Below are 25,483 nucleotides of genomic sequence, written 5' to 3'. Positions count from 1 at the left end.
AAGATGAACGATTATTTAGTGAGAGCATTGGCCTATGATGGACAAGTGCGAGCGTATGCTGCCCGGACGACAGAAACTGTAGCGGAGGCCCAGCGTCGCCATTATACATGGCCGACTGCATCTGCAGCACTTGGAAGATCCATGACGGCAAGCGTAATGTTAGGCGCCATGATGAAAGGCGAAGAAAAGTTGACGATCCGTATTAACGGTGGAGGCCCAATTGGCACTATTTTAGTGGATGCCAATGCAAAAGGCGAAGTTCGAGGCTATGTGAGCAATCCGTTAACTCATTTTGATTTGAACGAACAAGGAAAACTTGATGTCAAAAGAGCAGTCGGTACAGAAGGAACGTTAGCAGTTTCCAAAGATATTGGATTGCTTCAACCGTTTGTTGGACAAGTTCCGATCGTGTCAGGTGAGTTAGGTGAGGATTTTACGCATTACATTACAACCTCAGAACAAATTCCGTCTTCTGTAGGAGTTGGTGTAATTGTGAATCCTGACAACACGATTCAGGCTTCAGGTGGGTTTATCATTCAATTACTACCTGGTACAGAAGAAAGCATTATTGAAGACATTGAAGCGCGTCTAAAAGTAATTCCGACAATCTCAAATATGGTGCGCCAAGGTCTATCACCGGAAGATATTTTAGATGAAGTGCTGGGGAACGGAAACGTCAAAGTACTAGACGAAATGCCTGTGAAGTTTCAGTGTCAATGTTCAAGAGATCGTATTTCTAACGCGATTCAAGGACTTGGTGTTGCCGAAATTGAAGGCATGATTGTGACAGACGGCAAAGCAGAAGCACAATGCCATTTTTGTAATGAAAACTATCTGTTCTCGAAAGAGAATTTGGAAGATATGTTGAAAACAGAAGCATAAGTAGAACGAGAGGTCCACGCACGTTGTTGCGATGGACCTTTTTTATTGGAATGATAAAAAAGGTATGTTATTATTATCTTGAATTCGAGATATATATTGATGCAATAAAAAGTAGAAGCAATTGGAGGTTATTAGAAGATGAAAAATATTTTTAAACAAGGCACGAATCTATCAAAACCAACTTTACTTATGCTCCATGGAACGGGTGGGAATGAAACGGATTTATTAGCTATTGCGGCTCATATCGATCCGGAAGCATCTGTGTTGAGCGTTCGTGGAAACGTCTCTGAGAACGGCATGCCACGGTTTTTTAAACGCCTATCAGAAGGTATATTCGATATGGAAGATTTAAAAATCCGTACGGAAGAGCTGTATAACTTTATTGGTCAAGCAGCGGATGAACATGGCTTTGACCGCACACAAGTTGTTGCAATTGGCTATTCGAACGGAGCCAATATTGCAGCTAATTTACTGTTCACGTATACTGGCGCATTAAAGGGAGCTATTCTTCATCACCCAATGGTTCCAAATCGTCATACAGATTTACCTGATTTGGCGAATACTCCTGTATTTATCGCAGCGGGTACAAACGATCCGATTTGCCCAGCAGAAGAATCAATAGACCTTGAAAAATTATTAAGCGATGCCGGTGCAGAAGTAGAATTGCATTGGGAAAATTTCGGTCATCAATTGACAATGCCAGAAGTAGAAGCTGCAAAAAACTGGTATGATAAGTTATAAAAGGAACCTTCCTCGAGAAATTGAGGAAGGTTTTGTTGGTTTTGATACCATTCATAAAGCTTCTCGTTACGATAGGGTGCGAGTTTTTGACAAAGGCTGTGGGTTTCATTCATGATAAGAGAAAAGAAAGCTTAGGAGGAAAGAGATGCAAAATAATCCGCATATTCGAGAACAACTAGAGGCTTGGGTAGAAGAAAATAGAGGTCATGCGATATTAGGAAATACTGCACAATACATCCCAGCGCTTGGAAAGGAGGATCCGAGTCAGCTTGGAATTTGTATGGTGGACGACAATGGAAATTATTATTGCGCAGGCGATACGGACAAAGAATTCACTTTACAGAGCATTTCAAAAGCGTTGACATTTATCGCACTCAGCTGCAACTACGGATTGGATTTCGTATTAGAACGGGTGGATGTAGAACCAACAGGAGAAGCGTTTAATTCCATTATTCCGTTTGAAATTCATCGACCGAACAAGCCGTTTAATCCTTTTATCAATGCTGGAGCCATCACTATTTCGGCATTGCTGCCAGGACAAACGAGTCAGAAAAAATATGAATTTCTGCTCCATTTTCTAGAAGAATTAGTCGGGCATCCATTGGAACTTGATAAAGAAGTCTATGATTCGGAATGGGCATCCTCACATCGTAACAGGGCGCTTGCTTATTATTTGAAAGAAGCAAAATTCTTAGAAATTGAAGTAGAAGAAGCACTAGATATTTACATTCGGCAATGCGCAATTAAGGTGAGTACGAAAGATTTGGCGTTAATCGGTTTGATCATCGCCTATGATGGTTTTAATCCCATTACAAAAGTAAAACATTTTTCAGAAGAAATCGCTCAAGTTGCCAAAGTCCTCATGGTGACATGTGGCATGTATAATTCATCTGGAAACTTTGCAGCTCATGTTGGCATTCCAGCTAAAAGCGGTGTGTCAGGTGGCATTATGGCCGCAGTGCCACCGAAACTCCATTCGCAAACTTATGAGTTTCGGGCAGGTGCGGGCATCGGTGTTTATGGTCCCGCCATTGATGTGCAAGGGAACAGTGCAGCAGGTACGATGATGCTGCGTCAAATTTCCAAAGAATGGGATTTGAGTATTTTTTAATAGTACCCCGCAAGCTGTCATAAGCTTGTGGGATTTTTTTTGTGAAAAATTTGTATGAATGTGTTTTAAAAAGCGAGACAGGGTAATAGGAGAATGAATAACAAAAGCAGAAGGAGTGGCAAAATGACAAAACAACCTGAAGTGAACAAAAACAGCAAAGATGAGCAACTTGAGCAGTACCGAGTAGATGATTCTGGCAAAAGCCTAACAACCAATCAAGGATTGAAAATGGCTGAGGATGAATTTTCGTTAAAGGCTGGTGAACGTGGTCCTACCTTGTTGGAAGATTTTCATTTCCGGGAAAAAATGACCCATTTTGATCACGAACGTATTCCAGAGCGAGTCGTTCATGCCAGAGGATATGCTGCACATGGTGTATTTGAAACATATGACTCTTTAGAGCATTTAACGAAAGCAAAATTTTTATCTGAAAAAGGGAAAAAGACACCCGTATTCGTGCGCTTTTCTACTGTTGCTGGATCAAAAGGGTCTGCTGAGACCGTACGAGATTTGCGCGGTTTTGCTACGAAATTTTATACTGAAGAAGGAAATTACGATCTAGTTGGAAATAATGTACCGGTATTCTTTATTCAAGATGCCATCAAATTTCCAGATTTTGTTCACGCAGTAAAACCAGAGCCACACAATGAGATGCCGCAAGCTGCAAGTGCCCATGATACGTTGTGGGATTTTGTCATTAACAACCAGGAAACTGCACATACGATGATGTGGTTAATGTCAGACCGTGCAATCCCCCGCAGTTTTCGAATGATGGACGGTTTTGGCGTACATGCTTTCCGTTTCATCAATGCAGAGGGCAAATCACATTTCGTTAAGTTTAGCTGGAAGTCTACGCTGGGTACCCATTCACTTGTCTGGGATGAAGCGCAGAAAATTTCTGGAAAAGACCCAGATTTCAATCGCCGTGATTTATACGATTCAATTGAACAAGGAGATTTTCCAGAATGGGAATTGGGCGTTCAAATTGTCGCGGAAGAAGATGAGTATAAATTTGACTTTGATTTACTAGATGCGACTAAACTATGGCCGCAAGAAGAAATTCCAATGCAGATGGTCGGCAAAATGACCTTGAATCGCAACGTGGATAATGTCTTTGCCGAAACAGAACAAGTAGCTTTCCACCCAGGACATGTGGTACCTGGAATCGATTTTTCTAACGATCCCTTGCTTCAAGGGCGTTTATTTTCTTATACCGATACGCAATTGCTGCGCTTAAACGGTCCGAATTTCCATGAACTGCCGATTAATCGACCAGTATGTCCGTTTCATAACAATCAGCGAGACGGTTTTGGCCGACAATCGATCAATAAAGGACGAGTCGCTTATCAAAAAAGTTCGTTTACCAATAATACACCAGCTCCTGTAAGCGAGGCTGAAGGCGGCTATTCTCATTACCAAGAGAAAATGGAAGGGCGTAAAGTCCGTGCCCGTAGTGAAAGTTTTAAAGACCATTTTTCACAAGCTACGATGTTTTGGAACAGCATGACAGAACCGGAACGAAAGCATATTATCGAAGCCTTCAGCTTTGAGCTTGGGAAGTGCCAAGAAATTTGGATTCGTGAAGGAGCCATTGAAATGTTTACAAATGTTAACTTGGAAATGGCACAAGCTATAGCTAAAAATATCGGAGTGACGCCTCCAACAACGGGTGGGTCAGCTGTCACCAAAGTTTCTCCTGCATTAAGTATAGACAATACGATTAAATCGGCTGCTACCCGTAAAGTGGGTGTATTGATTGATACAGGTTTTAACGATGCCGAAGTGCTGAAGATTCTTGAAAAACTCAAAACTGAAGGCGTACAGTACGAAGTTGTTAGTGAAATGCAAGGCAAGCTAGAAGGTTCGAGTGGAAAAAAATTGGAAGTTGATCATACCTTCACGACGACTGACCCAGTGCTCTATGATGCCATTTATGCGGTTGGTGGACCGGATGTCAGCAAGAAATTCGCTAAAGAAGCGGCACGTTTCATCGGTGAAGCATTCGACCATTACAAACCGATTGGCGCTACACATGACGGTCAAAAATGGCTTGAAACAGCAGGAATCGAAAGCCAACCAGGCATAATAGGAAGCAATCATGCTGATTTTGCAACAGCATTCATAAAAGCAATTGCAGCCCACCGTCACTGGGATAGACAAGTCGAATAAAGAGTCGAAAAACTGATTTTATTTTTAAAAAGGTTTAAGAAAATGAAGGTCGGGTAATTTCTAAACTAAGCAAACATATTCATATTATGAAAATTGGAGGAATTGTAAATGACTAACAATAAATTTATGGGTACGTTCGATAACGAAACAGAGGTATTAAGTAAAATTGAAGAACTAAAAGCACAAGGTTCTAAAGAAGATGATATGTACGTAATGGCTCGAGACGAAGGCCAGATTTCGATGGTACGCGGACGGACAGATGTAGACTATAAGTCATCCGAAGGAAATTGGATGGATAAATTCATGGGCTTCTTGTCAGGAGACGATTCAACACGGGAAGCATTTTCCGGTATGGGAGTCGATAAAGACGAAGCAGATCGGTATTACAACGAAGTACAAAACGGCAAGATCCTATTATTTGTAGACCGTGAGTATGGTGCAAACTATGAAGGTCAAGCGCCATATGATAATACTTCAACAAGTACTGAAGCAGGGACAATGGGAGCACCAGGAATAGGAAGCAATAGAAACCATCTAGATGACGAAGCTGTAGGCAGAGACGGTCTAACAGTGGACACAAATAATGAAAACGACGTTTATTACAACAAGAAAAATGATACATTTAGTCGAGACACAACTGACACAGCAGGTGTTGGAAAAGATGCAGGAACAGGCTTTGGTCTTGGGTCTGATCGTACAACGGAAGATTTAAATCGTACAGATCGTCTTGATGGGACAGACAAAAACTTTAACCATGGAGACACAGAAGAAGAGAAACTTCGTTTACACGAAGAACGTTTAAGTGTTGACAAAGAACGCGTGCAAACGGGTGAAGTCAATGTTGGAAAACACGTTGTCGAAGAAAACCAAACAATTGAAGTACCAGTAGAACGTGAAGAAGTCTATATAGAGCGTCGCCCAGTAAATGAAGAAACAACAGGGAATTCCTTTGATAACAATTCTGGATTAACAGGAGATGCATATCAAGAAGGCGAAAACATCCATATTCCCGTGACAGAAGAACGCGTTGAGGTGACAAAAAAAGATGTAGTAGCTGAAGAAATTATAGTTGGAAAACGTAAAGTACAAGACACAGAAACTGTAAATGAAACAGTTCGTCACGAAGAAGCGGATATCGACGAAGATACTATTTCAACAAAAGACAAGTTAAATCATGATGATCACAAAGATCGTGATCGTTTCTAAAGAAAATCTAGTTGGAGGCGGGGATTAATCCCCGTCTTTTTGTTCGTCCAACAGGAATAGCGTATAGTAGAAAGAGGCAAGGAGGGATAGCAATGGATGGTAAAAAAAGAAGTGACGTTAAGCCAGGCATTGAAGTACATGTGATTTTAAAGCAAGATCAGCGTTCAGGCAAGAAAACACACGGTGTTGTAAAAGATTTGCTAACAAATTCTGCGACACATCCACATGGCATCAAAGTTCGCTTACAAGATGGACAGGTAGGACGGGTCTGTGAGATTTTATCAGGAAAATAGAGCTTCTTTCACTTTTGTGTAAGAAAGCACTGTGCACCAAGCCTCTTTAATAACAAGGACTATTATAAGTTAAACAAAAACGGATCCATTAAAATGGGTCTGTTTTTGTGTTAATATAGGGATATTGAAAAATGAAGGAGTCTCTCAAAATGAGCCAATTCTTTGAACGTAAAAAACAGGAACTTGGAGTTCAATTAAATAAAATACAGCGAAAAGCAGTAGAGCGTACAGAAGGTCCTTTGCTGTTGTTAGCGTGTCCGGGGTCTGGAAAAACGACTACGATGATTATGCGTATCGGTTACCTAATCGAAGAAAAAGGGATATCTCCGCAACGTATCAAAGCGATTACATTTAGTAAGGCATCTGCTAATGATATGCTCGAGCGGTATAAACGATTTTTCCCAACGCTACAGCCAATTGATTTTTCGACTATCCATAGCTTAGCCTTTCAAATTACGCGTGATTATTTTTCAGGATCTCGTTACGTTATGATAGAAGGCAGTGAGACAAATGGCCTTCATAAGAAGAAACTCCTTCGTGAAATGTACCGAACGGAAAATGACGAGCCAATTACAGATGACCAATTAGAAGAGTTGATTTCTTTTATTAGTTACGTGAAAAATAAAATGCTGCCTAGGAAACAATGGGCAAAATTGAAAGAACCTTTTCCTGGAGCAATCGAAATCCTGAAAACTTACGAAGCGTTTAAAGAGAACTATGACGTAAGGTTAGTTGATTTTGACGATATGTTGTCGTTAGCCTACGAAGCACTGGAGAAAGACAAAAGTTTGCTTGCGAAGTACCAAGGACGCTGGGATTATGTCATGACAGACGAAAGTCAGGATACTTCATTGATTCAACATGCCATTGTAGAAAAAATAGTAGCTCGCCATCAAAACCTATGTGTTGTAGCTGACGATGACCAGTCAATTTATACATGGAGAGCTGCCGAACCGACTTATTTACTGAATTTTAGAACAGTTTACCCAGACGCTTATATTATGAAAATGGAGCGTAATTATCGCTCCTCCCAAAATATTGTGCATACAGCTAACGAATTTATCAAAACCAATAAAAAGCGGCATGACAAAAACATGTTTACTAAGCAACCTGAAGGAGACCCCATCGTTTTAAGGCGCTTAGGTTCAGAAGAAGCACAATTTAAGTACGTTATGAAAGAGCTCAAGGAATTGACAGATTATGGAGATGTGGCGATTTTATACCGCAACAACTCGTCTTCAACTTTATTGATGAGTGAACTTGAACGTTTAGGCATTCCTTTCTATATGAAGGATTCTGATAATCGTTTTTTCTCTCATTGGATTGTAGAAGATATGTTAAATTTTATGCGTTTTAGCCTGAAGCCAGAACGCATTGATATTTATTCGAAAGTTGCCTCTAAAACGAATGCCTATTGGTCAGGGAGCCAATTGAAAATGCTAAGTCGCATGAATCCGACAGAGGAACATGCTTTTGATCAAATCAATTTAACAATTACCTTAAAAGACTATCAAATTAAAATTTTAGCTGAACAGAAAAAATGGTTTGCTGCGTTGAATGGCATGAAGCCGTTGAAAGTGATTCGAACAATTCGTGGGGAAATGGGCTATGATCAAATGCTCACGAGTCGTGCCGAGAAGTTTGGGATGAAAATGACATACCTGGCTCAGATTTTGACGACATTGGAGCAAATTGCAGAGCCGCTTGAATCCATGACAGCTTTTGCAAAACGCCTAAAGCAGTTAGAACAAGTAACACAACAAGCGAAAAAAGAGAAAACTGACGATATGCTAACCTTATCAACATTTCACAGCTCTAAAGGTTTGGAATTTGAACGAGTTTACATGATTGACTTAGTAGAAGGAGTCATCCCAACTGAAGAAGATGGGGAAACGCCTGACAGTTTAGAAGAAGCGCGCCGCCTATTTTACGTTGGCATGACAAGAGCTAAAAGCCATTTAGAATTGATTAGTTACGGAAGTGAGTCTCGGTTTGCGGATGAAGTACGCAACTTAGTCGTTCCTGAAAAAAGAATGGCAACGCCACAACGAACTGCAACGAAAACACCTATCAAAGTAAAAGTACCCGACAATCCGAATGCCATCCATTCAGAAGATGTATTGCGTGAAGGGGTTCAGGTTAGGCATCGCGTCTTTGGAGCCGGGGAGATTGTCGAACGAGATCAAGAACGTATCTCCATCCAATTCGCAAAAGAACGCAAAGAATTGATGATTGATATTTGCCTAAGTTATCGGTTATTAGAGATGATTAACTAGCGCCTCTGTGAACTTACAGATGTGACATACAGAAGAACGCGGGGAAATGGCAATGAAAATAAGGGATTGGGATCGAAGTTTAAAAGTGCGTCTAATCGGCGAGTTTTTTATGAATACAAGTTATTGGATGGTATTCCCGTTTTTAGCAATTTACTTTGCGGAAGAGTTTGGTAAGGGGACCGCAGGATTACTGCTAGTTATTTCGCAAATGTTTTCTGTGGCATCAAACTTAGTCGGTGGCTATTGTGCAGACCGATTTGGACGTCGCCGCATGCTAGTAGTGGCCTCTACTGCTCAAGGCTTGTCGTTTTTGCTATTTGCCTTTGCCAATTCTCCGTGGCTGCAGTCTCCTGAACTTGGCTTTGTCGCGTTTACACTTGCTGGCATGTGCGGTGCTCTTTATTGGCCAGCAAGTCAGGCGATGATTGCAGACGTTGTGCCGGAAAAATACCGTAGCGATGTTTTTGCCATTTTTTATACGACTTTAAATATCGCAGTTGTAGTAGGTCCGTTGTTCGGAGCGATTCTGTTCTTTTCTTATCGCTTTGAATTATTGCTAGTGGTTACAGTGATTTCGATGCTTCTAAGTGTAGTTTTACGATTGCTTACAAAAGAAACCCTCTCACAAGCTATGGTGGAAAAATGGCAGTCGCAAACAGCAACTGGGTGGGTCGGAGCGATTTCGAAGCAATTTAAAGAGTACGGCTTAATTTTTAAGGATCGTCTGTTTCTCCTTTTTATTATTGCTGGCGTGTTAGGTGCACAGACATTCATGCAACTAGATTTGCTTATCCCGGTCTATTTGAGAGAAACAATTGATAGTCAAACAGTGGCTTCTTTGTTTAACCGAGAATGGTCTGTTACTGGAGAAACCTCTTTTGGTTTGTTGCTAGCTGAAAATGGATTGTTTGTGGCATTACTAACAGTAGTTGTGACTCGGTGGATGACGAAGTTTCCGGAAAAATGGGTTTTCTTTACTTCCGCTGCTTTCTACGGTTTAGCTATGTGGCTCTTCCCACTAACTGATTGGTTTTGGATGTTTGTAATTGCGATGGCCGTCTTCACCTTTGCTGAACTGATGGTGGTCGGTCTGCAGCAAAACTTTATCTCCAAACTTGCACCAGAAGACATGCGTGGGCAATATTTTGCAGCTGCTAGTTTACGTTATACCATTGGGCGCATGATTGCACCGATCTCCATCCCCATGACAGCCTGGTTTGGTTTTCCATTGACGTTCGGTGTATTGGGGTTACTGGCACTTGCTAGTGGTTTTGTCTACTTGCTTATGTTTCGATTATACGAAAAAAGGCCTTCCTATTGAGGAAGGCCTTTTGTTTTGCTTTACTTTTGGTCTTTAGCTAATTTAACTAGCATATGTGCAAGCATGTGTTGCTCTTCTTTATCGCCAACCTGCCATAAGCGGTGCAATAAATATTCTTCACTATTTTTAGGATCTTCTTTTTTCGCAAGATAAGATGCAACTTTTTCAGCTAGTTGTGCGATGCGCTCTTCGCTCAAGCCCAATTTCTCGCCCAACTCAACTTTGTCACTTAAGTAATTCATGAATACAGAAAAATCTGCTAAAATTTTGTCTTTTTTCTGTTGGTCTGTATTTTCTAGTTTATCTTCAACCTTTTTATTGATGTTTTCCATTTGTTCGCCCAACTCCCTTATGGTTTTTCAATACACTAACTATTTACCACCACAAAGAAAGTTTAAACATAAAATTTAAAAACGTTCAGAAGATTCGTTTAAATAGAATCGATAAGGGTAATGAGATAACAAGGATGGAATATAAGAAGGAGGATGATTGAATGACCTTATACGACAAAATCCAGGAATTGAAAAGTTTTGAATGTCCAGACCGCTGCGTGTTAAGTGTATATTTAAATACCAATCCAGCTGATTCAAATGCTCAAAACGGAGCATGGAAGATCCATCTGAAAAATGGCTTGAAGCGATTAGATGAATATTTAACAGCTTCGAACAATGAAAAAGAAATAAAAGCATATAAAAATTTGCGAAAAAAAGTGGAAAAAGAAATTTTAGACAATCAAAACGATCTTCAAAAAGGTGTTGTCATTTTCGCTTCAGAACACGAAGATCTTTGGTCAGTGCATTATGTACAAATCCCTGTGAAGACAAGTTTCCATTGGGAAAACAAACCTGTCCTAGAAGAGCTTCGTTATATGTACAAAGCTTATCCATACGCAGGTATCGTGTTGCCAGGATTTAAAGGGATTCGTGTCATTGATACGTCTATGGGAATTATCAATGAAGAATTTTTTTATGAGTTTGATTCAGGACTTGAAGTCTGGACAGAACAAAAGGGCGCACGAAGTTCAGGTCGAGTAGGAGCTGGAGGCGGTAGCACAGTCACTGGTGGTGGCGGTGGAAGTCCAGCCGATGAATTAGATCATCGGTTAAGAGAAAACTTAGAACGTTTCTACAAAGACATGGGCGGAAAAATGGAGAAGCTGAGAAAAGAACGCAAATGGGAAGAAATTCATGTAGTCGGCGAAGCCGAACATGCTAAGTCATTTGCTAAAACACTTCAACAAAAACCAAAAAGTTGTGTCTATAAAAACTTGATGAATAATGATTCTGGGAAAATTCTACACGAAGTATTCGAAGTATAAATAAACCACCTCAGCAACTTTGCTGAGGTGTTTTATTTAGGTTTAGGGCAAAATGTGCACGTATTAAAAGATGGCATTTCTTTGTACAAGCAACAGGTTTTTCTAAGCGGTTTTGAAACAGCTTGTTGCAAGGAAGTGTCACCAAGTAATTTCGCAAGATAAGAAGTTTTAATTGGCTTCCAATTTTCTTCATTCATAAGCCATTCTAAGTCTGCTGCGACTTTTCGTGGATTTCGGGTTTCTAGATTAGCGTAAAACCACAAGACAGAACCGAGCACGTTTTCCCAGCAAGTGATAGGAGAGATTTTTATGTGTTTTTTAAATTCATTGAGCAACTCGTTTACTTGTCTATGAAGAATATCATGAAACGCTTGGAACCTGCTGTGTGCGTCAATCGGTTGAAATGTCGACGACTTCGCATGGACCTGTAAAAGAGGAAGTCCATAATTATGAACACGGTCAAATGCTAATTCACGCCAATCGACGGAAAAATACCCGTTGTATTGATCGATTAGGCTAAACTGAGCGGTTACGTAAAGAGCATATTGTCGAAAAAAATAAGATACTGCGACGCCGGCGTTGTCAGTTCCACACCAGTGTTTTAATTCTTCGATCATTGTGGGGACATCTTGACTAAGCGGCTGTTGTGGAATGCGGTCTGTTGCAACAGATTGCGTGCTTAGCAAGTATTTGGCTTGTTGCGGGAAAGTCACCATGATTCACCTCTTCAGTTATTATGCTACGTTAAAAGGGAAGAGTTTGCAAAGTCATCAAACAATCTAACAAGAGCTATTCGCCTATTATTTTATTGAGAAGTCGATTAAACTGAGGAAAAGGAGTGAGGAAATGGAATTTTCTATTTTAACAATCGACCACGTTCAAGTTGCAGCACCTGCAGAGGAAGAACAAGTTGCAAGAAACTTTTATGCGGAGATTTTGGGAATGCAAGAGATTGAAAAACCAGAAGCGCTAAAAGGTAGAGGAGGTGCCTGGTTCGAGTTTGGTAGTCAGCAATTGCATGTAGGCGTAGAAGAGCCTTTTTCACCAGCAAAAAAAGCACATCCGGCATTTCAGGTAGCTGGTTATGAGAAGTTAAAGGAACACTTATTAGTAAACAAAATTGAATTGAAAGAAGACAATAGCATTCCAGGTGTCGAACGATTTTTTGTTTTTGATCCGTTCGGCAATCGGCTAGAATTTCTGAAATAAAAACGCCAATGCCCGACGTCAGGGCATTGGCATTTTATAAATGGTTTTAGTAGCAGGTAAAATGGTGATTGGAGCCACTGCTATACATAATGATAAATAAGTGCATATCAAAAGCTGCCCAGTAAATAGGCAGCTTTTAGAAAAAATTATACGGTTTGAAGAGCGATTGCTGGACCGAAGAATTCAAAGTGAATTTGTTCTTCTTTCATGCCGAGTGCTTGCAGTTCTTGAATCATGGCTTCCATGAATGGAACAGGTCCACATACATAAACATCACCTGTGATATCGACGTATTCTTCTAAAACCGTGCGTGTAATATAGCCTTGTGGCTGGTCAGAGTAAAACGTTTTATAGCGTGCATCAGTCATAGTCGCAACGTATTTCTGAATATCCTTATCGAAAGCATGCATAGATTCATTGCGCGCAGCGTGAAGAAATGCAGTTGGACGTTCTGGAGTTAACGTAGCCACAGTTTCAAACATGCTCATCATCGGTGTAATGCCGACACCACCACTTACAAATGCGACGGGTGTAGTTTTTTCAGTATCAAGAACGAACTCACCTGCAGGAGCACTAACTTCAAAGCGATCGCCTACATTCATTTCGTCATGAAGATAAACAGAAACGCGGCCGTTTGGATCATTGTCTGCATCGCGTTTAACGGAAATACGGAATTCGTCTGCTTGAGCTGCTTGAGAAAGACTATATTGACGGTTGAACAAATACTGCTCTCCCGGAATTGACATGCGTAAAGAAATATATTGGCCGGGCTGATAAGCAGGAACATCTTTTCCATCAGCTGGTTTCAAGTAGAAAGAAGTGATACTTTCGCTTTCTTTTTCTTTGCGGACAATTGAAAAGTCTTTAAAGAAACTCCAGCCGTTTTCTTGAGATTCCATTTTTGCATACATTTCTTTTTCAACGCCGATAAAGGCATCTGCGATTACGCCATATGCTTCTGCCCAAGCATTGATGATTTCATCGGTTGCTGCATCGCCTAAAACTTCTTTAATCCCTTTTAATAAATATTCTCCAACAATCGGATAATGTTCCGGCTTAATTCCCAAACTTACGTGTTTGTTAGCAATTTGGACAACTGCTGGAAGAATAGCTTCTAGATTATCGATATGGACAGCTGCAGCATAAACCGTGTTTGCCAATGCAGCCTGCTGACGACCTTTTTTCTGGTTCGCGTGATTAAAAATATTTAAAAGTTCAGGATGCGCTTCAAGCATGTTCTTGTAGAATACAGTCGTGATCGCTGTTCCGTGTTCTTCTAATACCGGTACTGTGGATTTGATGATCGCTCTTGTTTCTTGTGATAACATAATCAATCTCTCCTTTTGTTTTCTATATCTTGACTATACTCCTCTAATTCCTTTAAAGATATATTTAAAATACATCTTTAAAATTTGGACACAACTAATTTCACAGAAAAGTCACAACAGAGAAAAGCGGAAGCGACCGTGTAGCTCCGACAGGCATAAGGCAGATCAGCAGTGTGGCGTTCTGTGCCACGTAGTTGAGTTGACATATGACTCGAGGAGTTGGTCGCTGGAGTCTGGACAAAAAGAAAAGTGGAAGCGACCGTGTAGCTCCGACAGGCATAAGGCAGATCAGCAGTGTGGCGTTCTGTGCCACGCAGTTGAGTTGACATATGACCCGAGGAGTTGGTCGCTGGAGTCTGGACAAAAAGAAAAGCGGAAGCGACCGTGTAGCTCCGACAGGCATGGGGTGGATTCGACACACGACATTTTATGGTCGTTAAACTAAAAAAACCATTAAATGGATATACAGTCGATATTCATTCAAATACTGTCCGTTTGGCGAGGAATACTGTCCAAACCAGGAAAATACTGTCCAAATCTATCAAAATACTTCATATTTCACCTAAATACTTCTCTACGCATAAAAAAAGTCCAGCATAAGCTGGACTGGAATGCATTTATTCACTATTCGTATTTAAATCCATAGCAGGCCCAAAAAATTCGTAGTGAATCTGTTCTTCTGGAATACCCATGCGATGTAGTTCACGAATCATAATCTCCATAAATAGCGCGGGTCCACAAACATAGACATCACTTGCAGGATCGACATATTCCTCAAGCATTTCCCGGGTAATAAAGCCGTTGGGTTCATCTGAATAAACAGCTTTATAGCGAGCATCGTCCATCATCTCAGCGTATACTTGAATGTCATTATCAAATGCTTGCTGCAGTGGATTACGAGCGCCATGTAAGAAGGTGGTCGGACGCTCTGGTGTAGATTTTGCAACTGTTTCAAACATACTCATCATCGGCGTGATGCCAACGCCGCCACTGATAAATGCGACCGGAGATGTCTTCGTCATGTCGAGGACAAAGACTCCGGCTGGAGCACTAATTTCAACGTGATCACCTTCATTGACACCGCTGTGCAAGTAGTTAGAAACGACGCCATTTGGATCGTTGTCATTTTCACTCTTTACCGAGATACGGAATTCATCTGATTTCGGTGCTTGAGAAAGGCTATATTGTCGAATAACTAAAAACTCTTCACCAGGCATAGAAAGCCGTATCGAAATATACTGACCGGGTGTATAAGGCGGTACGTCAGATCCATCTGCAGGTTTCATGTAAAAGGAAGTAATGACTTCACTTTCTTTTACTTTACGTGCAACAATAAAATCTTTAAAGAAAATCCAGCTATTTTCCTGCTCTGCCGTTTGTTTATACATGTCTTTTTCAACACCGATAAAGGCGTCTGCAATAACGCCATAAGCCTCAGCCCAAGCTTCAAGTATGTCATCAGTTGCAGCATCCCCGAGTACTTCCTTCATAGCTTTTAATAAGTATTCGCCAACAATTGGATAATGTTCAGGCAAGACACCGACACTCACGTGTTTATGAGCAATTTGAACAACTGCTGGAAGAATTTCCTCGAGGTTATCGATATTAACGGCTGCTGCGTGAACCGCATTAGCTAGTGCAGCTTGTTGACGACCTTGCGCTTGGTTTGCTTGATTGAAAATATTCAATAATTCAGGATGTGCCACAAAAAGATTTTCATAAAATCGAGTAGTAATTGCCACACCATATTCCTCTAAAACGGGTACAGTCGACTTAACAATTGACCGAGTTTGTTCTGATAACATAGTAAACACTCCTTTTCGTATTTTGAGGTTCATTTGCTTTCGAAAGAACCAAAAAGTCTCTATAATAAACAATCAGAAGAGGTGAGTAAAATGAGATTGACCATGTATACTGATTTCTCATTACGTGTTTTGATTTATTTAGGCACAAAAGATCCAGAAAAGTTAACGACCATCCAAGAAATTTCTGACGCTTACAATATATCTAAAAATCATTTAACAAAAGTTACATTTGAGCTTGGAAAAGCTGGATTTATTCATACAGTAAGAGGAAGAGGTGGTGGTATTCGTCTGGCAGATCTTCCACAACATATTAATATTGGTACAGTAGTAAGAAGAATGGAGGATGACTTCGATTTAGTTGAATGTTTTAATTCAGCTACAAATCGTTGTCCCATTTCATCAATTTGCGGACTACGTGGTGCTTTAGGCAAAGCACTCAACGCATATTTATCAGTACTGGATGAATATACGCTTGAAGACCTCATGTTTAATCGAGAAGGGCTCCGCGAAATTCTAAAGACATAAAAAAACGGCTCAATCTCTTGAGCCGTTTTCGTATTTATAATTCCAGAGCTTGCGGCTCTTGCCCTTTTTTATTCATTAACCGTACGCGATCAGGTTTAATGGCTAAAATAACAAGATTTGGATCATCAGGTCCTTCAAACCAACCTTCCAAATGCTCGTTCCAAACTTTGTCAATCATTTCACGATCATCATGTATCGACATGGTTCCTTCAATTTCTAAGAACGAATCGCCAACTCCTTCGCCTTCGTATCCCAAAAGAATATGAGCATGAGGATTAGCTTCTAGCTCATCGACTTTTTGCGTTTTTTTACTGGTGGCGGTGTAAAGTGTAAAATCATCGTTAAAAAAAGTCATATAACGCGAATGAGGCTTATTGTCTTTAATTGTAGCGAGAGTTCCTACGTAACTTTCCTCTAAAATTTTTAACGCTGCTTTTTTAACGTCTTCTTGATTCATCCATATCACTCCTTTTGTCTTTGTATTTATCTATTCCTTTTTAAACTTTAACTAAACATAAAAGACCCGCTAGAAGGAGCGGATCTTTTATGTTTGTTCTATTCCATTATTTTAGGTGTTCGATTAAATGCACTTGGCAGCACCATACCAATTAAAATAATGAAGATTCCTCCGATTTGAAGGGGTGTCAACACTTCGTCCAGAATAATAACCGATGCGAGAACAGCTACTGGCAATTCCATGGCGCTTAAAATGGAGGCAAGTCCTGAACCAACACGCGGAACTGCGATGGAGAAAAAGTAAATAGGCATAATAATACCGAAAAACCCGAGTAACAAGCCGTAAACCCACAAACCTTCAGCGAATAATTGTCCATTCCAAACAATTTCGGGTGTTTGAAAAAAGCCAACAATAATCGCTGCGAAAAGTGATACGTAAAACAGACGAGCTGAAGTGTCCATACCGTCGATTTGCTTGCCGTTGACAAACATGAAAGCCGAAAAACAAAAAGCAGCTCCAATTCCCCAAGCCCATCCTTGCCAAGGAATCGCGCTTAGATCTGTTCCGATGATTCCAGCGGCAAACACTGTTCCTGTAAATAATAAGATTAAAGAAAAGACTTCTGTTCGTTTCAGCCATCGCCGATTGACGATACAATCAAGGAACATACCGATCCATGTAAATTGGAACAATAAAACAACTGCTAGTGAGGCGGGAAGATAGTTAAGAGAGTGTGCGTAAACCATACCGGTAGCAGCTGTGAAACTGCCGGACAGCAGTAAGATTTTCCAACCTTTAATTCTTGGCATTTTGCGCTGTGTTATAAAAAATAAAAGGGCAGCTAATACGAACCCTATAAAATATTGACTAGTCACGGCTTCAGCGGCTGTGAAACCATTTTTCATTGCGACTTTTATAATAGTTGAGAGAATTCCATAACAGCTTGCTGCTACGACGACCATAAGTGGATAAATCCAGTTTTTCATTTTCTTTCACTCCTGTTCAAACGAGAATCATAGCATAAAAAAACCATAGAGAATAGTCTCTATGGTTTTTTAAAAAAAGTACTTACTTTTATGAACATTCATAGTTATTATTCTGGGAATTTTTCTTCGCTTGAAGAATTACTTTTCGTTCCGCGTTTATCACTTTCTTCACGCTTTTCTTGTTTTAGATCTTCCATCGGGATGGTATCGACAGTCATTTCTTCTTTGTGCATTTCCGTAAGTGTTTTTTTATCCGTTTTGTACTGTTCAGGATTATCCATGGGACCGCCATCGCTTATGTTACGATCTTCATCTTTAAATGGTTTTTTGTCTGACATGTCAAGCACCTCTTTCTTTTTTGTGTTAGTCTTTATATTCCTTAAATGAAACTTTTGAAACATACAAGAGACCACAGTTTCTATATGCCCAAACAATGGTTTCAGCCTTAACATGTTGGCAATAGAGCAACCGATTAATAGGGTACTTAAAATCATTCTGAAAAAATAAGAACTATGATAAACTGAAACGAACGAGCGGGAGGAATTTTAAAATGGATGTAAAATCAGCAATAACAGTAGGTGGTTTGAATTTTGAATGGGATTTAACCAAAGGACGTTTTTTGTTTGAAGGACAAGAATCAATTCTTTTCTGGACAGCAACAGCGATGAAACTTTTTTTCGATTCTATAGAAGAAATTTCTGGTAAAGATGCGGCGGACGTTGTACTAGAAACGACAGGGTTTCGTCAAGGTCTACTAGTAGGAGAATATTTTCGACACATGGAAAATGTCTCTGTAACAGAAGCTTCTAACTTAATTACAAATACATACGCCTCCGCAGGATGGGGGTTAGCAGAAATAAAAAAACTAAACGAGGAAACACTTACGCTTGAAGTGCATTTAAAAAACAGCTGGGAACATATAATTAATGTGGCACAAAAAAAGACGCAAGGAGGCAGTTTTTTGCCTGCCCATTATGCCGGAATTTTTTCTTCTTTATTTAACGAAAATATTTGGTATAAAGTTGTGCACCATCAAATAGACGGTTTTGAAGAAAGCATTATTCAATACTTTCCTTCAGAACAAACGATTGAAAAAAATATCCACCACTTTTCTCGGCTAAAAGAAGCGGAAAAAATCAGCGAACTGGAACGATTAGTAGATGAAAAGACAAAAGAATTAAATGAAATGATCAAAGAAATTTCTTCACCGCTTATTCCAGTTCTTCAAGGGATTGTTGTTGTGCCACTACTTGGGACATATGACGAGGCTCGTGCAGAAGAGTTATTAGTCAAAACGCTCCAGAATATGCCGAATCACAAAGCTAAGTATTTGATCTTAGATTTGACAGGGTTAAATAATAATTTTACGCAACATGCGGCGATGCTGATTGAAAAGCTAGGGTTAGCGGCATCGTTGATTGGTACACAAACGATATTGGTTGGCATCTCGGCAAAAATGAGTATGACCATCACAGAGGCAGGCATCAACTTATCAAAGTTCCAATGCTTTCAAACTCTTCAACATGGTATTCACTATGCCCTTGCACAAAACGGTAGAAGTATCATCTAAATAAAAAGGTACATTGGATCCTGTCCAATGTACCTTTTTATTTATTCCGCGGACTTTACAATTTCGATAATTACCTGTGTTGCTTTCTCCATATTTTCCGCAGAAATGAATTCGTATTTTCCGTGGTAATTCTCACCACCTGTGAAAATGTTCGGCGTTGGAAGCCCCATGTACGACAATTGAGAACCATCTGTACCGCCACGAACAGGCACAATGTTCGGCTTGATTTCTAATGCAGTCATAGCGTGCTCTGCGCGATCGACAATTTCCATAACGGGTTCGATTTTTTCCCGCATATTGTAATATTGATCTTCAATTTCTAGCAGAATGGCTTGTTTGCCATATTGCTGTTGGAGCTTTTCCGCAACTTCTTCCATATGCCGTTTTTTATCTTCGAATTTATTTTTATCGAAATCACGGATAATATAGCTCAATTCCGCTGTTTCAATATCGCCAACAAAATTATTCAAATGAATAAATCCTTCATAGCCTTCTGTTAACTCAGGAACTTCATGTTTCGGCATTTCCTGTTGGAATTGAATAGCTACTGTTTGCGCATTGACCATTTTATCTTTTGCTGATCCCGGATGAACGCTTTTCCCTTGAATGGTCAGTTTCCCGCTCGCTGCGTTAAAACTTTCGTACTGCAACTCGCCAAGAGGGCCACCGTCCATGGTGTATGCATATTGTGCACCAAAGCGTTCGACGTCAAATTTATGTGGGCCGCGACCAATTTCTTCGTCTGGTGTAAAGGCGACGCGGATTTTTCCATGCTCAATTTCAGGATGAGCATTTAAATATTCCATTGCAGTCATGATTTCAGCAATACCGGCTTTGTTGTCTGCGCCAAGTAATGTCGTGCCATCTGTTGTGATTAGCGTATGGCCCACGTAGTCTTTTAAAGAAGGAAAATCCGACACAGTCATCGTAATGCTGCTATTTAGTGAGATGTCCTGTCCATTATAATTATCAATACGTTTCGGATTAACGTTTTTTCCAGTAAAGTCTGTCGCAGTGTCAACATGTGCCAAAAAACCAATTACAGGGACTTCTCTGTCGGTATTGGCCGGAAGCGTGCCGAAAAGGTAACCGGATTTATCCATATCGACATCAGTCAAGCCAATGGTTTTCATTTCCTGTTCCAATTCACGGAGCAAGTCCCACTGCCCAGTTGTAGAAGGGGTGGTGGTACTAGTGAAGTCGGATTGTGTATCGATTTTGGCGTAACGAACGAGTCGTTCAATTAAAGTCTCTAACATGTATAAATCCTCCTAGAATAAGTTCTGTACAAGTTGAATGGTGTTACCGACTTTTTAGAGTTATGGAACAGCAACTTCAACCCATATAGTAGTAGTTTAGCACGAAGTGGGAAAATGGTGAAAATTCTGGTCACAAAAAAACGACGCCCGGCAAGGGACATCGTTCAATTAGTTTTGCTTTTTCAGTTTTAATGCTTTTGTATGCGCAGCTTGTACTTCCTCTAATAGAGCAGGTTTTGTCAGCAATAGATACCCAGTAGTAGCTAATGCTTTAGCGCCTTTGATCAACGCATTATTGCCTTGCTCTGATTTAGCAGCTTCACGAAACTCAGCAGTATGGGCAATTAGGCTTTCGGGACCAATTTTAATATAGCCATGTGCAGTAGGGACTACGTAACTAATGTTGCCAGCATCGGTAGAACCAAGGCCAGAAATCCGGGAATCTGCTACCGCCTCACCTAGTGCTTCAAGCTCGCTACGAACAATCACATCCAAAGCGGGTGTAATGACCAAGTCACGCACTTCATTTTGGAAACGTTCGATTTTCACTGTAGCACCAGTTGCCAATGCCGCGCCTTCAGCAATCGCTCGAATTTTACGAGCAGTGTCAGCTGTTTTCTTCCAAGAATCACCCCGAATATAAAAGCGTGCCGCCGCATATTCAGGAATGATGTTCGGTGCATCACCTCCATGAGTGATAATCCCGTGGATACGTGCATCTGAAGGTAATTGCTGACGCAAAGCATTGATGCTATTAAATAGCTGCAAGACCGCATCAAGTGCATTAATGCCTTGTTCAGGAGAGCCTGCTGCATGCGCGGGCTTACCGTAAAAGTGGAATTCCAATGGATCAACAGCAAGGGAAGGACCGGTGACAGCTGAATTTCCAGAAGGATGTAGCATCAAAGCCGCATCAATACCTTCGAGCAGGCCGTGTTTAATGAAACTGCCCTTGGCGCTACCATTTGGACCGCCTTCTTCTGCAGGTGTTCCAAGAACGACAACTCGGCCACCTATAAGGTCTAAGGTTTCTGATAATGCAATGGCGGCAGCGACGCTAGTGGTTCCAATAATGTTGTGGCCGCAGGCATGACCGATTCCAGGCAGTGCATCATATTCAGCAAGGTAAGCGATTGTTGGCCCAGAAAGTGAGCTTTCTTTACTGGCAAAAAAAGCAGTGTCGTGACCGGCGACGCCTTTGTCAACGGTAAATCCTGCGTCTTCAAGCAAATCAATTAATAAAGAACTCGCATAAAACTCTTCATTACCAAGTTCAGGTTTGGCGTGAATTGCCTGGCTTGTTTCAATATATATCGTACGTTGCGAGTCGATGGATTGAGAGATGATCTGTCTTGCTTCCTTAATAAGGGTCATTGGAATTCCTCCTATATAGATAACTTCTTATTGGTAATCGACAAGCTCATCTACTGTAACAACAGTTGGAATTTGAGCACCTTTTGTATGCTCAATAATAAATTCAGCGGTATCTTCCTGTTGATAAATCTCGACGATTTTCTGGTAAGCTTCATTATCAGCGTCTTCAGCGTTTGCAGCAATCAAGTTAATATACGGTTTAGCCGTATCACTTTCGCGAGCGATTGGATCTTTAGTTGGGTTTAATCCCGCATCAACGGCAACACCATTGTTGATAATTGAAGCAGCCACATCAGGCATTGCACGTGGTGTATGACCAGACACCATAGGGACAATTTCAATATTTTTGGGGTTTTCGATAATGTCTTCTGCCGTTCCAGTAAGTCCAGCATCGTCAGAAAGTGTGATCAATCCTGCTTCGTCGAGAAGTAATAGTGCGCGGCCCATGTTGGTCGCTTCATTGGGAGTTGCGATTTGTGAACCTTCAGGAATATCATCGATAGATTCGTATTTATCAGAATACAAGCCCATCGGTGCAATGACGGTCGAACCAATCGGCACGATATCAATACTATGCTCAGCAACAAATTCATCAAAATAAGAAATCGTCTGGAACGCATTCAAATCCAGTTCCCCTTCAGCTAGCGCTAGGTTCGGAGCTACATAATCAGAAAAAGTTTGAATTTCCAACTCAATTCCTTCCTTCTCCGCTTTGTCCGCAATATAATCCCAAATCGTTGTATCCGAACCGCTAATGCCAAGTGTTACGGTCGTTTTGCCTTGTGCATTGCTATCGTCTCCACAAGCAGCCAAAATGAATACCAGTAGTAAAAATAATGTTGCTGTTAAAATTTTTTTCATGAGTAATTCCTCCATTTTTAAGGTGTATTTTACTAATTACGTCTGACTTGCCTCGATAATACATTTCCAAAAGATTGAACGCCTTGTACCAGTATGACCAAAATAGCTACTGTGATGAACATTACGACCGTGTCGAATCGTTGATATCCGTAAGTAATGGCTAAGTCCCCAAGACCACCGCCGCCAATAGCGCCAGCCATTGCAGAAGCACCAATAAGTCCAACTACAGCGATTGTCAAAGCAAGAACAAGTGAACTTAACGCTTCGGGAATCAAGAAGCGAAAAATAATTTGCAATGGAGAGGCACCCATTGCTTGTGCGGCCTCGATCACACCTTTATCGACTTCAAGCAAAGAGTTTTCAATTAACCGAGCAATGTATGGCCCCGCATAGAAAACTAGTGGAACGATGGCTGCAGCTGTACCAATCGATGTACCAACAATGAGCCGAGTTAATGGAATAATGGCAACCATTAAAATAATAAAAGGAATAGAGCGAAAAATATTGATGACGACATTCAATACTTTAGACACAATTTCATTTTCTAACAAATGTCCATGACGTGTAACGACTAACAAGATACCGAGAGGAAAGCCAATCAATAGCGAAAATCCAAACGCAACACCTGTCATATAGACGGTTTCCCATAAAGCTTCCAAAATTTGTTCGTAATTAACTGACATAATCAATGACCTCCTCTATTTGAATAGTGCTGTCCCTAATAGAAGATAAGGCACGTTCCACTTCGCTTGACTCTCCAGAGAATTCGACAATTAAGTTACCGTATGGAACACCTTGCAATTCGGTAATATTGCCGAATAGTACATTCAAATCAACGTTAAAGTCACGTGACACTCGGGACATGAAGGGTTGACCGACTGATGTGCCAGTAAACTGCAACCGGTATATGGCCTGATTATTTTGTTTATCTTGAATTTGTGCTAGCAGCGATTCAGGCAACTCGTCGTTCATAACAGAGCGAACAAATCGTTTGGTGGTAGCTTGCTGTGGATTAGAGAAAACGTTAAAGACGCTTCCTTGCTCAATAACTTTCCCTGCTTCAAGCACGGCCACTTTGTCACAGATTTCTCGAATGACGCCCATTTCGTGTGTGATGAGCAGGATGGTAATATTGTATTCTTTATTGATTTTGCGAAGTAGGTCCAAAATCGATTTCGTCGTTTGTGGATCAAGTGCTGATGTTGCTTCGTCGCATAACAGAACGGAAGGATTCGTTGCAAGAGCACGAGCAATGCCGATGCGTTGCTTTTGACCACCTGACAGCTGGTCTGGATATTTTTGCGCCTGATCTGCAAGTCCAACGAAATCGAGCAACTCTTTTACTTGTTTTTCGATATCATTTTTCGGTGTGTTAGCTAACAGGAGCGGCATAGCGACGTTATGATAAACCGTTTTTGAATCGAGTAAATTAAAATGTTGGAAAATCATACCGATATCTTTTCTGATAGTACGAATTTCTTTGCTAGATAGCGTCGAAATATCCTTTCCGTGAATTAATACACGTCCTTTAGAAGGACGTTCGAGCAAGTTTACAGTGCGGATTAGCGAGCTTTTACCGGCTCCACTAAAGCCAATAACTCCGTAGATTTCGCCAGTTTGGACAGTTAAATCGATGCCGTTCAATGCATGGATTTCCTGTTTACCTGATTGGTAGGTTTTGGCGACGCCTTCGAATTGAATCATAGTAAGTAGACCTCCTCATGCTGTATTGTTATTCAAATCGTTAATGCTCACAATCCGTCGAGAAACTAGACAAAGAGAGCCCCCTTTTTTCTTAACCATAAGAAAAAAGAGGGCTCCTGTTGAAACCATCTAATTCTCATCTTCCAAATGCATGGATGCATTTGCAGGAGTTGGCACAGTTTTTGCGGTTAAACAAATCTGCTGCCGAAACGTCATAGGGCCTGTCCCTCGGTTTCTCTGGATAAGAAAGTGATGTATGCTATTCGATTCGTGATTCCTACTTTATGGCGGAATAACAAAAAAGTCAAGATGAATATTGAAATTTATTTTTTAATCTTCAAAATTCATTGTATTCCTTTCTAAATGGACGGGGTAGGTTTCTTTCGAAAAACTGATGATACTGTAGGTTCATTGCCACTCTTTATTCGTATAATATTTTCTCGATGTTTCCATAAAGCCATCGTGAACAGGACTAACGCTATTAGTAACGGCCATAGACCGACTGCAGGGATAAAGGCAATTACAAAATACACGGCGTACAAAACGAATACGCCAATGACAAGATAATTTGTTACCAGTGAAACAATGATCAATAACAATAATCCGAGCAACCCGAGCTTCCAGTCAAGCGCTATCATTACACCTATTACAGATGCTGTACCTTTTCCGCCGTCAAAGTTCATATAGAACGGAAAATTATGACCAACTATTACGGCAGCTCCTGCAACGAACAATAGTGTCCAGATTGTTGCAGTTGAAAAGCTACCTAAGTCCACTAACAAACGTAGCCCCGCAACAACAGCAAAGCCTTTGAAAACGTCAATAAAGGCAACGAGCAAACCATATTTCCAGCCCAGCACGATGGCTGCATTAGAAGCACCGGAATTTTTTACGCCCGAATTTTTGATGTTAACGCCTGATACGGCTTGTGCAACAAGTGAACCATGACAACAACCGATAAAATAACCTGTAATCAATAAGAGCAAAATCCAAATGACCATTATTAATTCCTCCTCTACACTAAAAGATAACGTTTGAAAGTGGGCAAGGTTTCAAAATTTTTTGACTAATGAGCTTGACAAACGCCA

At 40.7% G+C, this 25,483-nt stretch carries 25 protein-coding genes and 1 riboswitch; of the genes, 12 read left to right on the top strand and 13 right to left on the bottom strand.

Annotation, left to right across the window (positions count from 1 at the left end; translation table 11 throughout):
• The first annotated feature begins 3 nt into the window (after nucleotides 1-3).
• From hslO to AJGP001_RS14605, 8 genes are all read left to right on the top strand, one after another.
• Nucleotides 4-882: an Hsp33 family molecular chaperone HslO gene (gene hslO / locus AJGP001_RS14640; protein WP_071153117.1), complete on the top strand. Its 879-nt coding sequence runs from the start codon at nucleotides 4-6 to the stop codon at nucleotides 880-882.
• Between the two features lie 138 nt (nucleotides 883-1,020).
• Complete coding sequence (locus tag AJGP001_RS14635) at nucleotides 1,021-1,623, top strand: alpha/beta hydrolase (RefSeq protein WP_071153118.1); 603 nt, start codon at nucleotides 1,021-1,023, stop codon at nucleotides 1,621-1,623.
• 145 nt (nucleotides 1,624-1,768) lie between these two features.
• Nucleotides 1,769-2,734, top strand: coding sequence for a glutaminase (locus tag AJGP001_RS14630; RefSeq protein ID WP_058384327.1), 966 nt, complete (start codon nucleotides 1,769-1,771; stop codon nucleotides 2,732-2,734).
• A gap of 123 nt (nucleotides 2,735-2,857) precedes the next feature.
• Complete coding sequence (locus AJGP001_RS14625; protein WP_071153119.1) at nucleotides 2,858-4,903, top strand: catalase; 2,046 nt, start codon at nucleotides 2,858-2,860, stop codon at nucleotides 4,901-4,903.
• Nucleotides 4,904-5,011: 108 nt separating this feature from the next.
• Nucleotides 5,012-6,109 (top strand): DUF2382 domain-containing protein, encoded by a 1,098-nt coding sequence (locus AJGP001_RS14620; protein ID WP_078080698.1) that lies wholly within the window; start codon nucleotides 5,012-5,014, stop codon nucleotides 6,107-6,109.
• Between the two features lie 92 nt (nucleotides 6,110-6,201).
• Entirely contained in the window at nucleotides 6,202-6,402 is a 201-nt protein-coding gene (locus tag AJGP001_RS14615; protein WP_058384330.1) for a YwbE family protein, read from the top strand.
• 149 nt (nucleotides 6,403-6,551) lie between these two features.
• Nucleotides 6,552-8,678 (top strand): ATP-dependent helicase, encoded by a 2,127-nt coding sequence (locus AJGP001_RS14610; protein ID WP_078080697.1) that lies wholly within the window; start codon nucleotides 6,552-6,554, stop codon nucleotides 8,676-8,678.
• Between the two features lie 52 nt (nucleotides 8,679-8,730).
• Entirely contained in the window at nucleotides 8,731-9,999 is a 1,269-nt protein-coding gene (locus tag AJGP001_RS14605) for an MDR family MFS transporter (protein ID WP_071153161.1), read from the top strand.
• A gap of 20 nt (nucleotides 10,000-10,019) precedes the next feature.
• Here AJGP001_RS14605 and AJGP001_RS14600 read toward each other — a convergent pair whose 3' ends face one another.
• On the bottom strand, nucleotides 10,020-10,331 hold the full coding sequence (locus tag AJGP001_RS14600) for a DUF3243 domain-containing protein (protein ID WP_071153120.1): 312 nt from the start codon (nucleotides 10,329-10,331) through the stop codon (nucleotides 10,020-10,022).
• A 161-nt stretch (nucleotides 10,332-10,492) separates the two neighbouring features.
• Between AJGP001_RS14600 and AJGP001_RS14595 the strand changes: the two genes are divergently transcribed.
• Nucleotides 10,493-11,317, top strand: a complete 825-nt coding sequence (locus tag AJGP001_RS14595; protein WP_058384332.1) for a VLRF1 family aeRF1-type release factor — start codon at nucleotides 10,493-10,495, stop codon at nucleotides 11,315-11,317.
• A 32-nt stretch (nucleotides 11,318-11,349) separates the two neighbouring features.
• On the opposite strand, the gene AJGP001_RS14590 is transcribed toward AJGP001_RS14595, so the two are convergent.
• Nucleotides 11,350-12,033, bottom strand: coding sequence for a hypothetical protein (locus tag AJGP001_RS14590; protein WP_245830203.1), 684 nt, complete (start codon nucleotides 12,031-12,033; stop codon nucleotides 11,350-11,352).
• 130 nt (nucleotides 12,034-12,163) lie between these two features.
• On the opposite strand from AJGP001_RS14590, the gene AJGP001_RS14585 reads away from it, so the two are divergent.
• Nucleotides 12,164-12,526 carry a VOC family protein gene (locus AJGP001_RS14585; protein WP_071153121.1) on the top strand — a complete coding sequence of 121 codons (363 nt, stop codon included), beginning with the start codon at nucleotides 12,164-12,166 and terminating at the stop codon, nucleotides 12,524-12,526.
• Between the two features lie 146 nt (nucleotides 12,527-12,672).
• Here AJGP001_RS14585 and hmpA (AJGP001_RS14580) read toward each other — a convergent pair whose 3' ends face one another.
• Both hmpA (AJGP001_RS14580) and hmpA (AJGP001_RS14575) read right to left on the bottom strand, forming a co-directional pair.
• Complete coding sequence (gene hmpA, locus AJGP001_RS14580; protein WP_483878471.1) at nucleotides 12,673-13,857, bottom strand: NO-inducible flavohemoprotein; 1,185 nt, start codon at nucleotides 13,855-13,857, stop codon at nucleotides 12,673-12,675.
• A gap of 614 nt (nucleotides 13,858-14,471) precedes the next feature.
• Nucleotides 14,472-15,659 (bottom strand): NO-inducible flavohemoprotein, encoded by a 1,188-nt coding sequence (gene hmpA / locus AJGP001_RS14575; protein WP_071153123.1) that lies wholly within the window; start codon nucleotides 15,657-15,659, stop codon nucleotides 14,472-14,474.
• Nucleotides 15,660-15,749: 90 nt separating this feature from the next.
• Here hmpA (AJGP001_RS14575) and AJGP001_RS14570 point away from each other — a divergent pair, with 90 nt between their 5' ends.
• Complete coding sequence (locus AJGP001_RS14570; RefSeq protein WP_071153124.1) at nucleotides 15,750-16,184, top strand: RrF2 family transcriptional regulator; 435 nt, start codon at nucleotides 15,750-15,752, stop codon at nucleotides 16,182-16,184.
• 34 nt (nucleotides 16,185-16,218) lie between these two features.
• Here AJGP001_RS14570 and AJGP001_RS14565 read toward each other — a convergent pair whose 3' ends face one another.
• From AJGP001_RS14565 to AJGP001_RS14555, 3 genes are all read right to left on the bottom strand, one after another.
• The gene (locus AJGP001_RS14565; protein ID WP_071153125.1) at nucleotides 16,219-16,641 is read right to left on the bottom strand and encodes a pyridoxamine 5'-phosphate oxidase family protein; all 423 of its coding nucleotides are present in this window, start codon (nucleotides 16,639-16,641) and stop codon (nucleotides 16,219-16,221) included.
• A gap of 98 nt (nucleotides 16,642-16,739) precedes the next feature.
• A complete protein-coding gene (locus AJGP001_RS14560) occupies nucleotides 16,740-17,627 on the bottom strand; it encodes an EamA family transporter (RefSeq protein ID WP_071153126.1) in 888 nt (295 codons plus the stop codon).
• A gap of 107 nt (nucleotides 17,628-17,734) precedes the next feature.
• Complete coding sequence (locus AJGP001_RS14555; RefSeq protein ID WP_058384339.1) at nucleotides 17,735-17,965, bottom strand: hypothetical protein; 231 nt, start codon at nucleotides 17,963-17,965, stop codon at nucleotides 17,735-17,737.
• A gap of 212 nt (nucleotides 17,966-18,177) precedes the next feature.
• On the opposite strand from AJGP001_RS14555, the gene AJGP001_RS14550 reads away from it, so the two are divergent.
• Nucleotides 18,178-19,197, top strand: a complete 1,020-nt coding sequence (locus AJGP001_RS14550) for an STAS domain-containing protein (RefSeq protein ID WP_071153127.1) — start codon at nucleotides 18,178-18,180, stop codon at nucleotides 19,195-19,197.
• Between the two features lie 41 nt (nucleotides 19,198-19,238).
• Here AJGP001_RS14550 and pepT read toward each other — a convergent pair whose 3' ends face one another.
• From pepT to AJGP001_RS14520, 6 genes are all read right to left on the bottom strand, one after another.
• Nucleotides 19,239-20,456, bottom strand: a complete 1,218-nt coding sequence (pepT, locus tag AJGP001_RS14545; protein ID WP_071153128.1) for a peptidase T — start codon at nucleotides 20,454-20,456, stop codon at nucleotides 19,239-19,241.
• Between the two features lie 168 nt (nucleotides 20,457-20,624).
• Entirely contained in the window at nucleotides 20,625-21,830 is a 1,206-nt protein-coding gene (locus AJGP001_RS14540; protein ID WP_078080696.1) for a M20 family metallopeptidase, read from the bottom strand.
• Between the two features lie 27 nt (nucleotides 21,831-21,857).
• A complete protein-coding gene (locus AJGP001_RS14535; RefSeq protein ID WP_071153129.1) occupies nucleotides 21,858-22,691 on the bottom strand; it encodes a MetQ/NlpA family ABC transporter substrate-binding protein in 834 nt (277 codons plus the stop codon).
• Between the two features lie 32 nt (nucleotides 22,692-22,723).
• Nucleotides 22,724-23,374, bottom strand: a complete 651-nt coding sequence (locus AJGP001_RS14530) for a methionine ABC transporter permease (RefSeq protein WP_078080695.1) — start codon at nucleotides 23,372-23,374, stop codon at nucleotides 22,724-22,726.
• A complete protein-coding gene (locus tag AJGP001_RS14525) occupies nucleotides 23,364-24,395 on the bottom strand; it encodes a methionine ABC transporter ATP-binding protein (protein ID WP_071153130.1) in 1,032 nt (343 codons plus the stop codon). Before AJGP001_RS14525 ends, AJGP001_RS14530 begins: the two co-directional genes overlap by 11 nt.
• Before the next feature lie 133 nt (nucleotides 24,396-24,528).
• Nucleotides 24,529-24,643, bottom strand: a riboswitch (SAM riboswitch).
• Nucleotides 24,644-24,754: 111 nt separating this feature from the next.
• Complete coding sequence (locus AJGP001_RS14520; protein WP_078080694.1) at nucleotides 24,755-25,396, bottom strand: glycerol-3-phosphate acyltransferase; 642 nt, start codon at nucleotides 25,394-25,396, stop codon at nucleotides 24,755-24,757.
• Nucleotides 25,397-25,483 lie beyond the last annotated feature (87 nt).

It is taken from the genome of Planococcus faecalis (genome assembly GCF_002009235.1).
GTDB lineage: Bacteria > Bacillota > Bacilli > Bacillales_A > Planococcaceae > Planococcus > Planococcus kocurii.
Note: the sequence above shows the minus strand (reverse complement) of the source record. Positions and strands in the feature narration are given on the sequence as shown.

Coding starts and splice junctions, on each gene's coding strand:
- hslO (WP_071153117.1), top strand. CDS start 4: ATGAACGATTATTTAGTGAGAGCATTGGCCTATGATGGACAAGTGCGA.
- AJGP001_RS14635 (WP_071153118.1), top strand. CDS start 1,021: ATGAAAAATATTTTTAAACAAGGCACGAATCTATCAAAACCAACTTTA.
- AJGP001_RS14630 (WP_058384327.1), top strand. CDS start 1,769: ATGCAAAATAATCCGCATATTCGAGAACAACTAGAGGCTTGGGTAGAA.
- AJGP001_RS14625 (WP_071153119.1), top strand. CDS start 2,858: ATGACAAAACAACCTGAAGTGAACAAAAACAGCAAAGATGAGCAACTT.
- AJGP001_RS14620 (WP_078080698.1), top strand. CDS start 5,012: ATGACTAACAATAAATTTATGGGTACGTTCGATAACGAAACAGAGGTA.
- AJGP001_RS14615 (WP_058384330.1), top strand. CDS start 6,202: ATGGATGGTAAAAAAAGAAGTGACGTTAAGCCAGGCATTGAAGTACAT.
- AJGP001_RS14610 (WP_078080697.1), top strand. CDS start 6,552: ATGAGCCAATTCTTTGAACGTAAAAAACAGGAACTTGGAGTTCAATTA.
- AJGP001_RS14605 (WP_071153161.1), top strand. CDS start 8,731: ATGAAAATAAGGGATTGGGATCGAAGTTTAAAAGTGCGTCTAATCGGC.
- AJGP001_RS14600 (WP_071153120.1), bottom strand. CDS start 10,331: ATGGAAAACATCAATAAAAAGGTTGAAGATAAACTAGAAAATACAGAC.
- AJGP001_RS14595 (WP_058384332.1), top strand. CDS start 10,493: ATGACCTTATACGACAAAATCCAGGAATTGAAAAGTTTTGAATGTCCA.
- AJGP001_RS14590 (WP_245830203.1), bottom strand. CDS start 12,033: ATGGTGACTTTCCCGCAACAAGCCAAATACTTGCTAAGCACGCAATCT.
- AJGP001_RS14585 (WP_071153121.1), top strand. CDS start 12,164: ATGGAATTTTCTATTTTAACAATCGACCACGTTCAAGTTGCAGCACCT.
- hmpA (WP_071153123.1), bottom strand. CDS start 15,659: ATGTTATCAGAACAAACTCGGTCAATTGTTAAGTCGACTGTACCCGTT.
- AJGP001_RS14570 (WP_071153124.1), top strand. CDS start 15,750: ATGAGATTGACCATGTATACTGATTTCTCATTACGTGTTTTGATTTAT.
- AJGP001_RS14565 (WP_071153125.1), bottom strand. CDS start 16,641: ATGAATCAAGAAGACGTTAAAAAAGCAGCGTTAAAAATTTTAGAGGAA.
- AJGP001_RS14560 (WP_071153126.1), bottom strand. CDS start 17,627: ATGAAAAACTGGATTTATCCACTTATGGTCGTCGTAGCAGCAAGCTGT.
- AJGP001_RS14555 (WP_058384339.1), bottom strand. CDS start 17,965: ATGTCAGACAAAAAACCATTTAAAGATGAAGATCGTAACATAAGCGAT.
- AJGP001_RS14550 (WP_071153127.1), top strand. CDS start 18,178: ATGGATGTAAAATCAGCAATAACAGTAGGTGGTTTGAATTTTGAATGG.
- pepT (WP_071153128.1), bottom strand. CDS start 20,456: ATGTTAGAGACTTTAATTGAACGACTCGTTCGTTACGCCAAAATCGAT.
- AJGP001_RS14540 (WP_078080696.1), bottom strand. CDS start 21,830: ATGACCCTTATTAAGGAAGCAAGACAGATCATCTCTCAATCCATCGAC.
- AJGP001_RS14535 (WP_071153129.1), bottom strand. CDS start 22,691: ATGAAAAAAATTTTAACAGCAACATTATTTTTACTACTGGTATTCATT.
- AJGP001_RS14530 (WP_078080695.1), bottom strand. CDS start 23,374: ATGTCAGTTAATTACGAACAAATTTTGGAAGCTTTATGGGAAACCGTC.
- AJGP001_RS14525 (WP_071153130.1), bottom strand. CDS start 24,395: ATGATTCAATTCGAAGGCGTCGCCAAAACCTACCAATCAGGTAAACAG.
- AJGP001_RS14520 (WP_078080694.1), bottom strand. CDS start 25,396: ATGGTCATTTGGATTTTGCTCTTATTGATTACAGGTTATTTTATCGGT.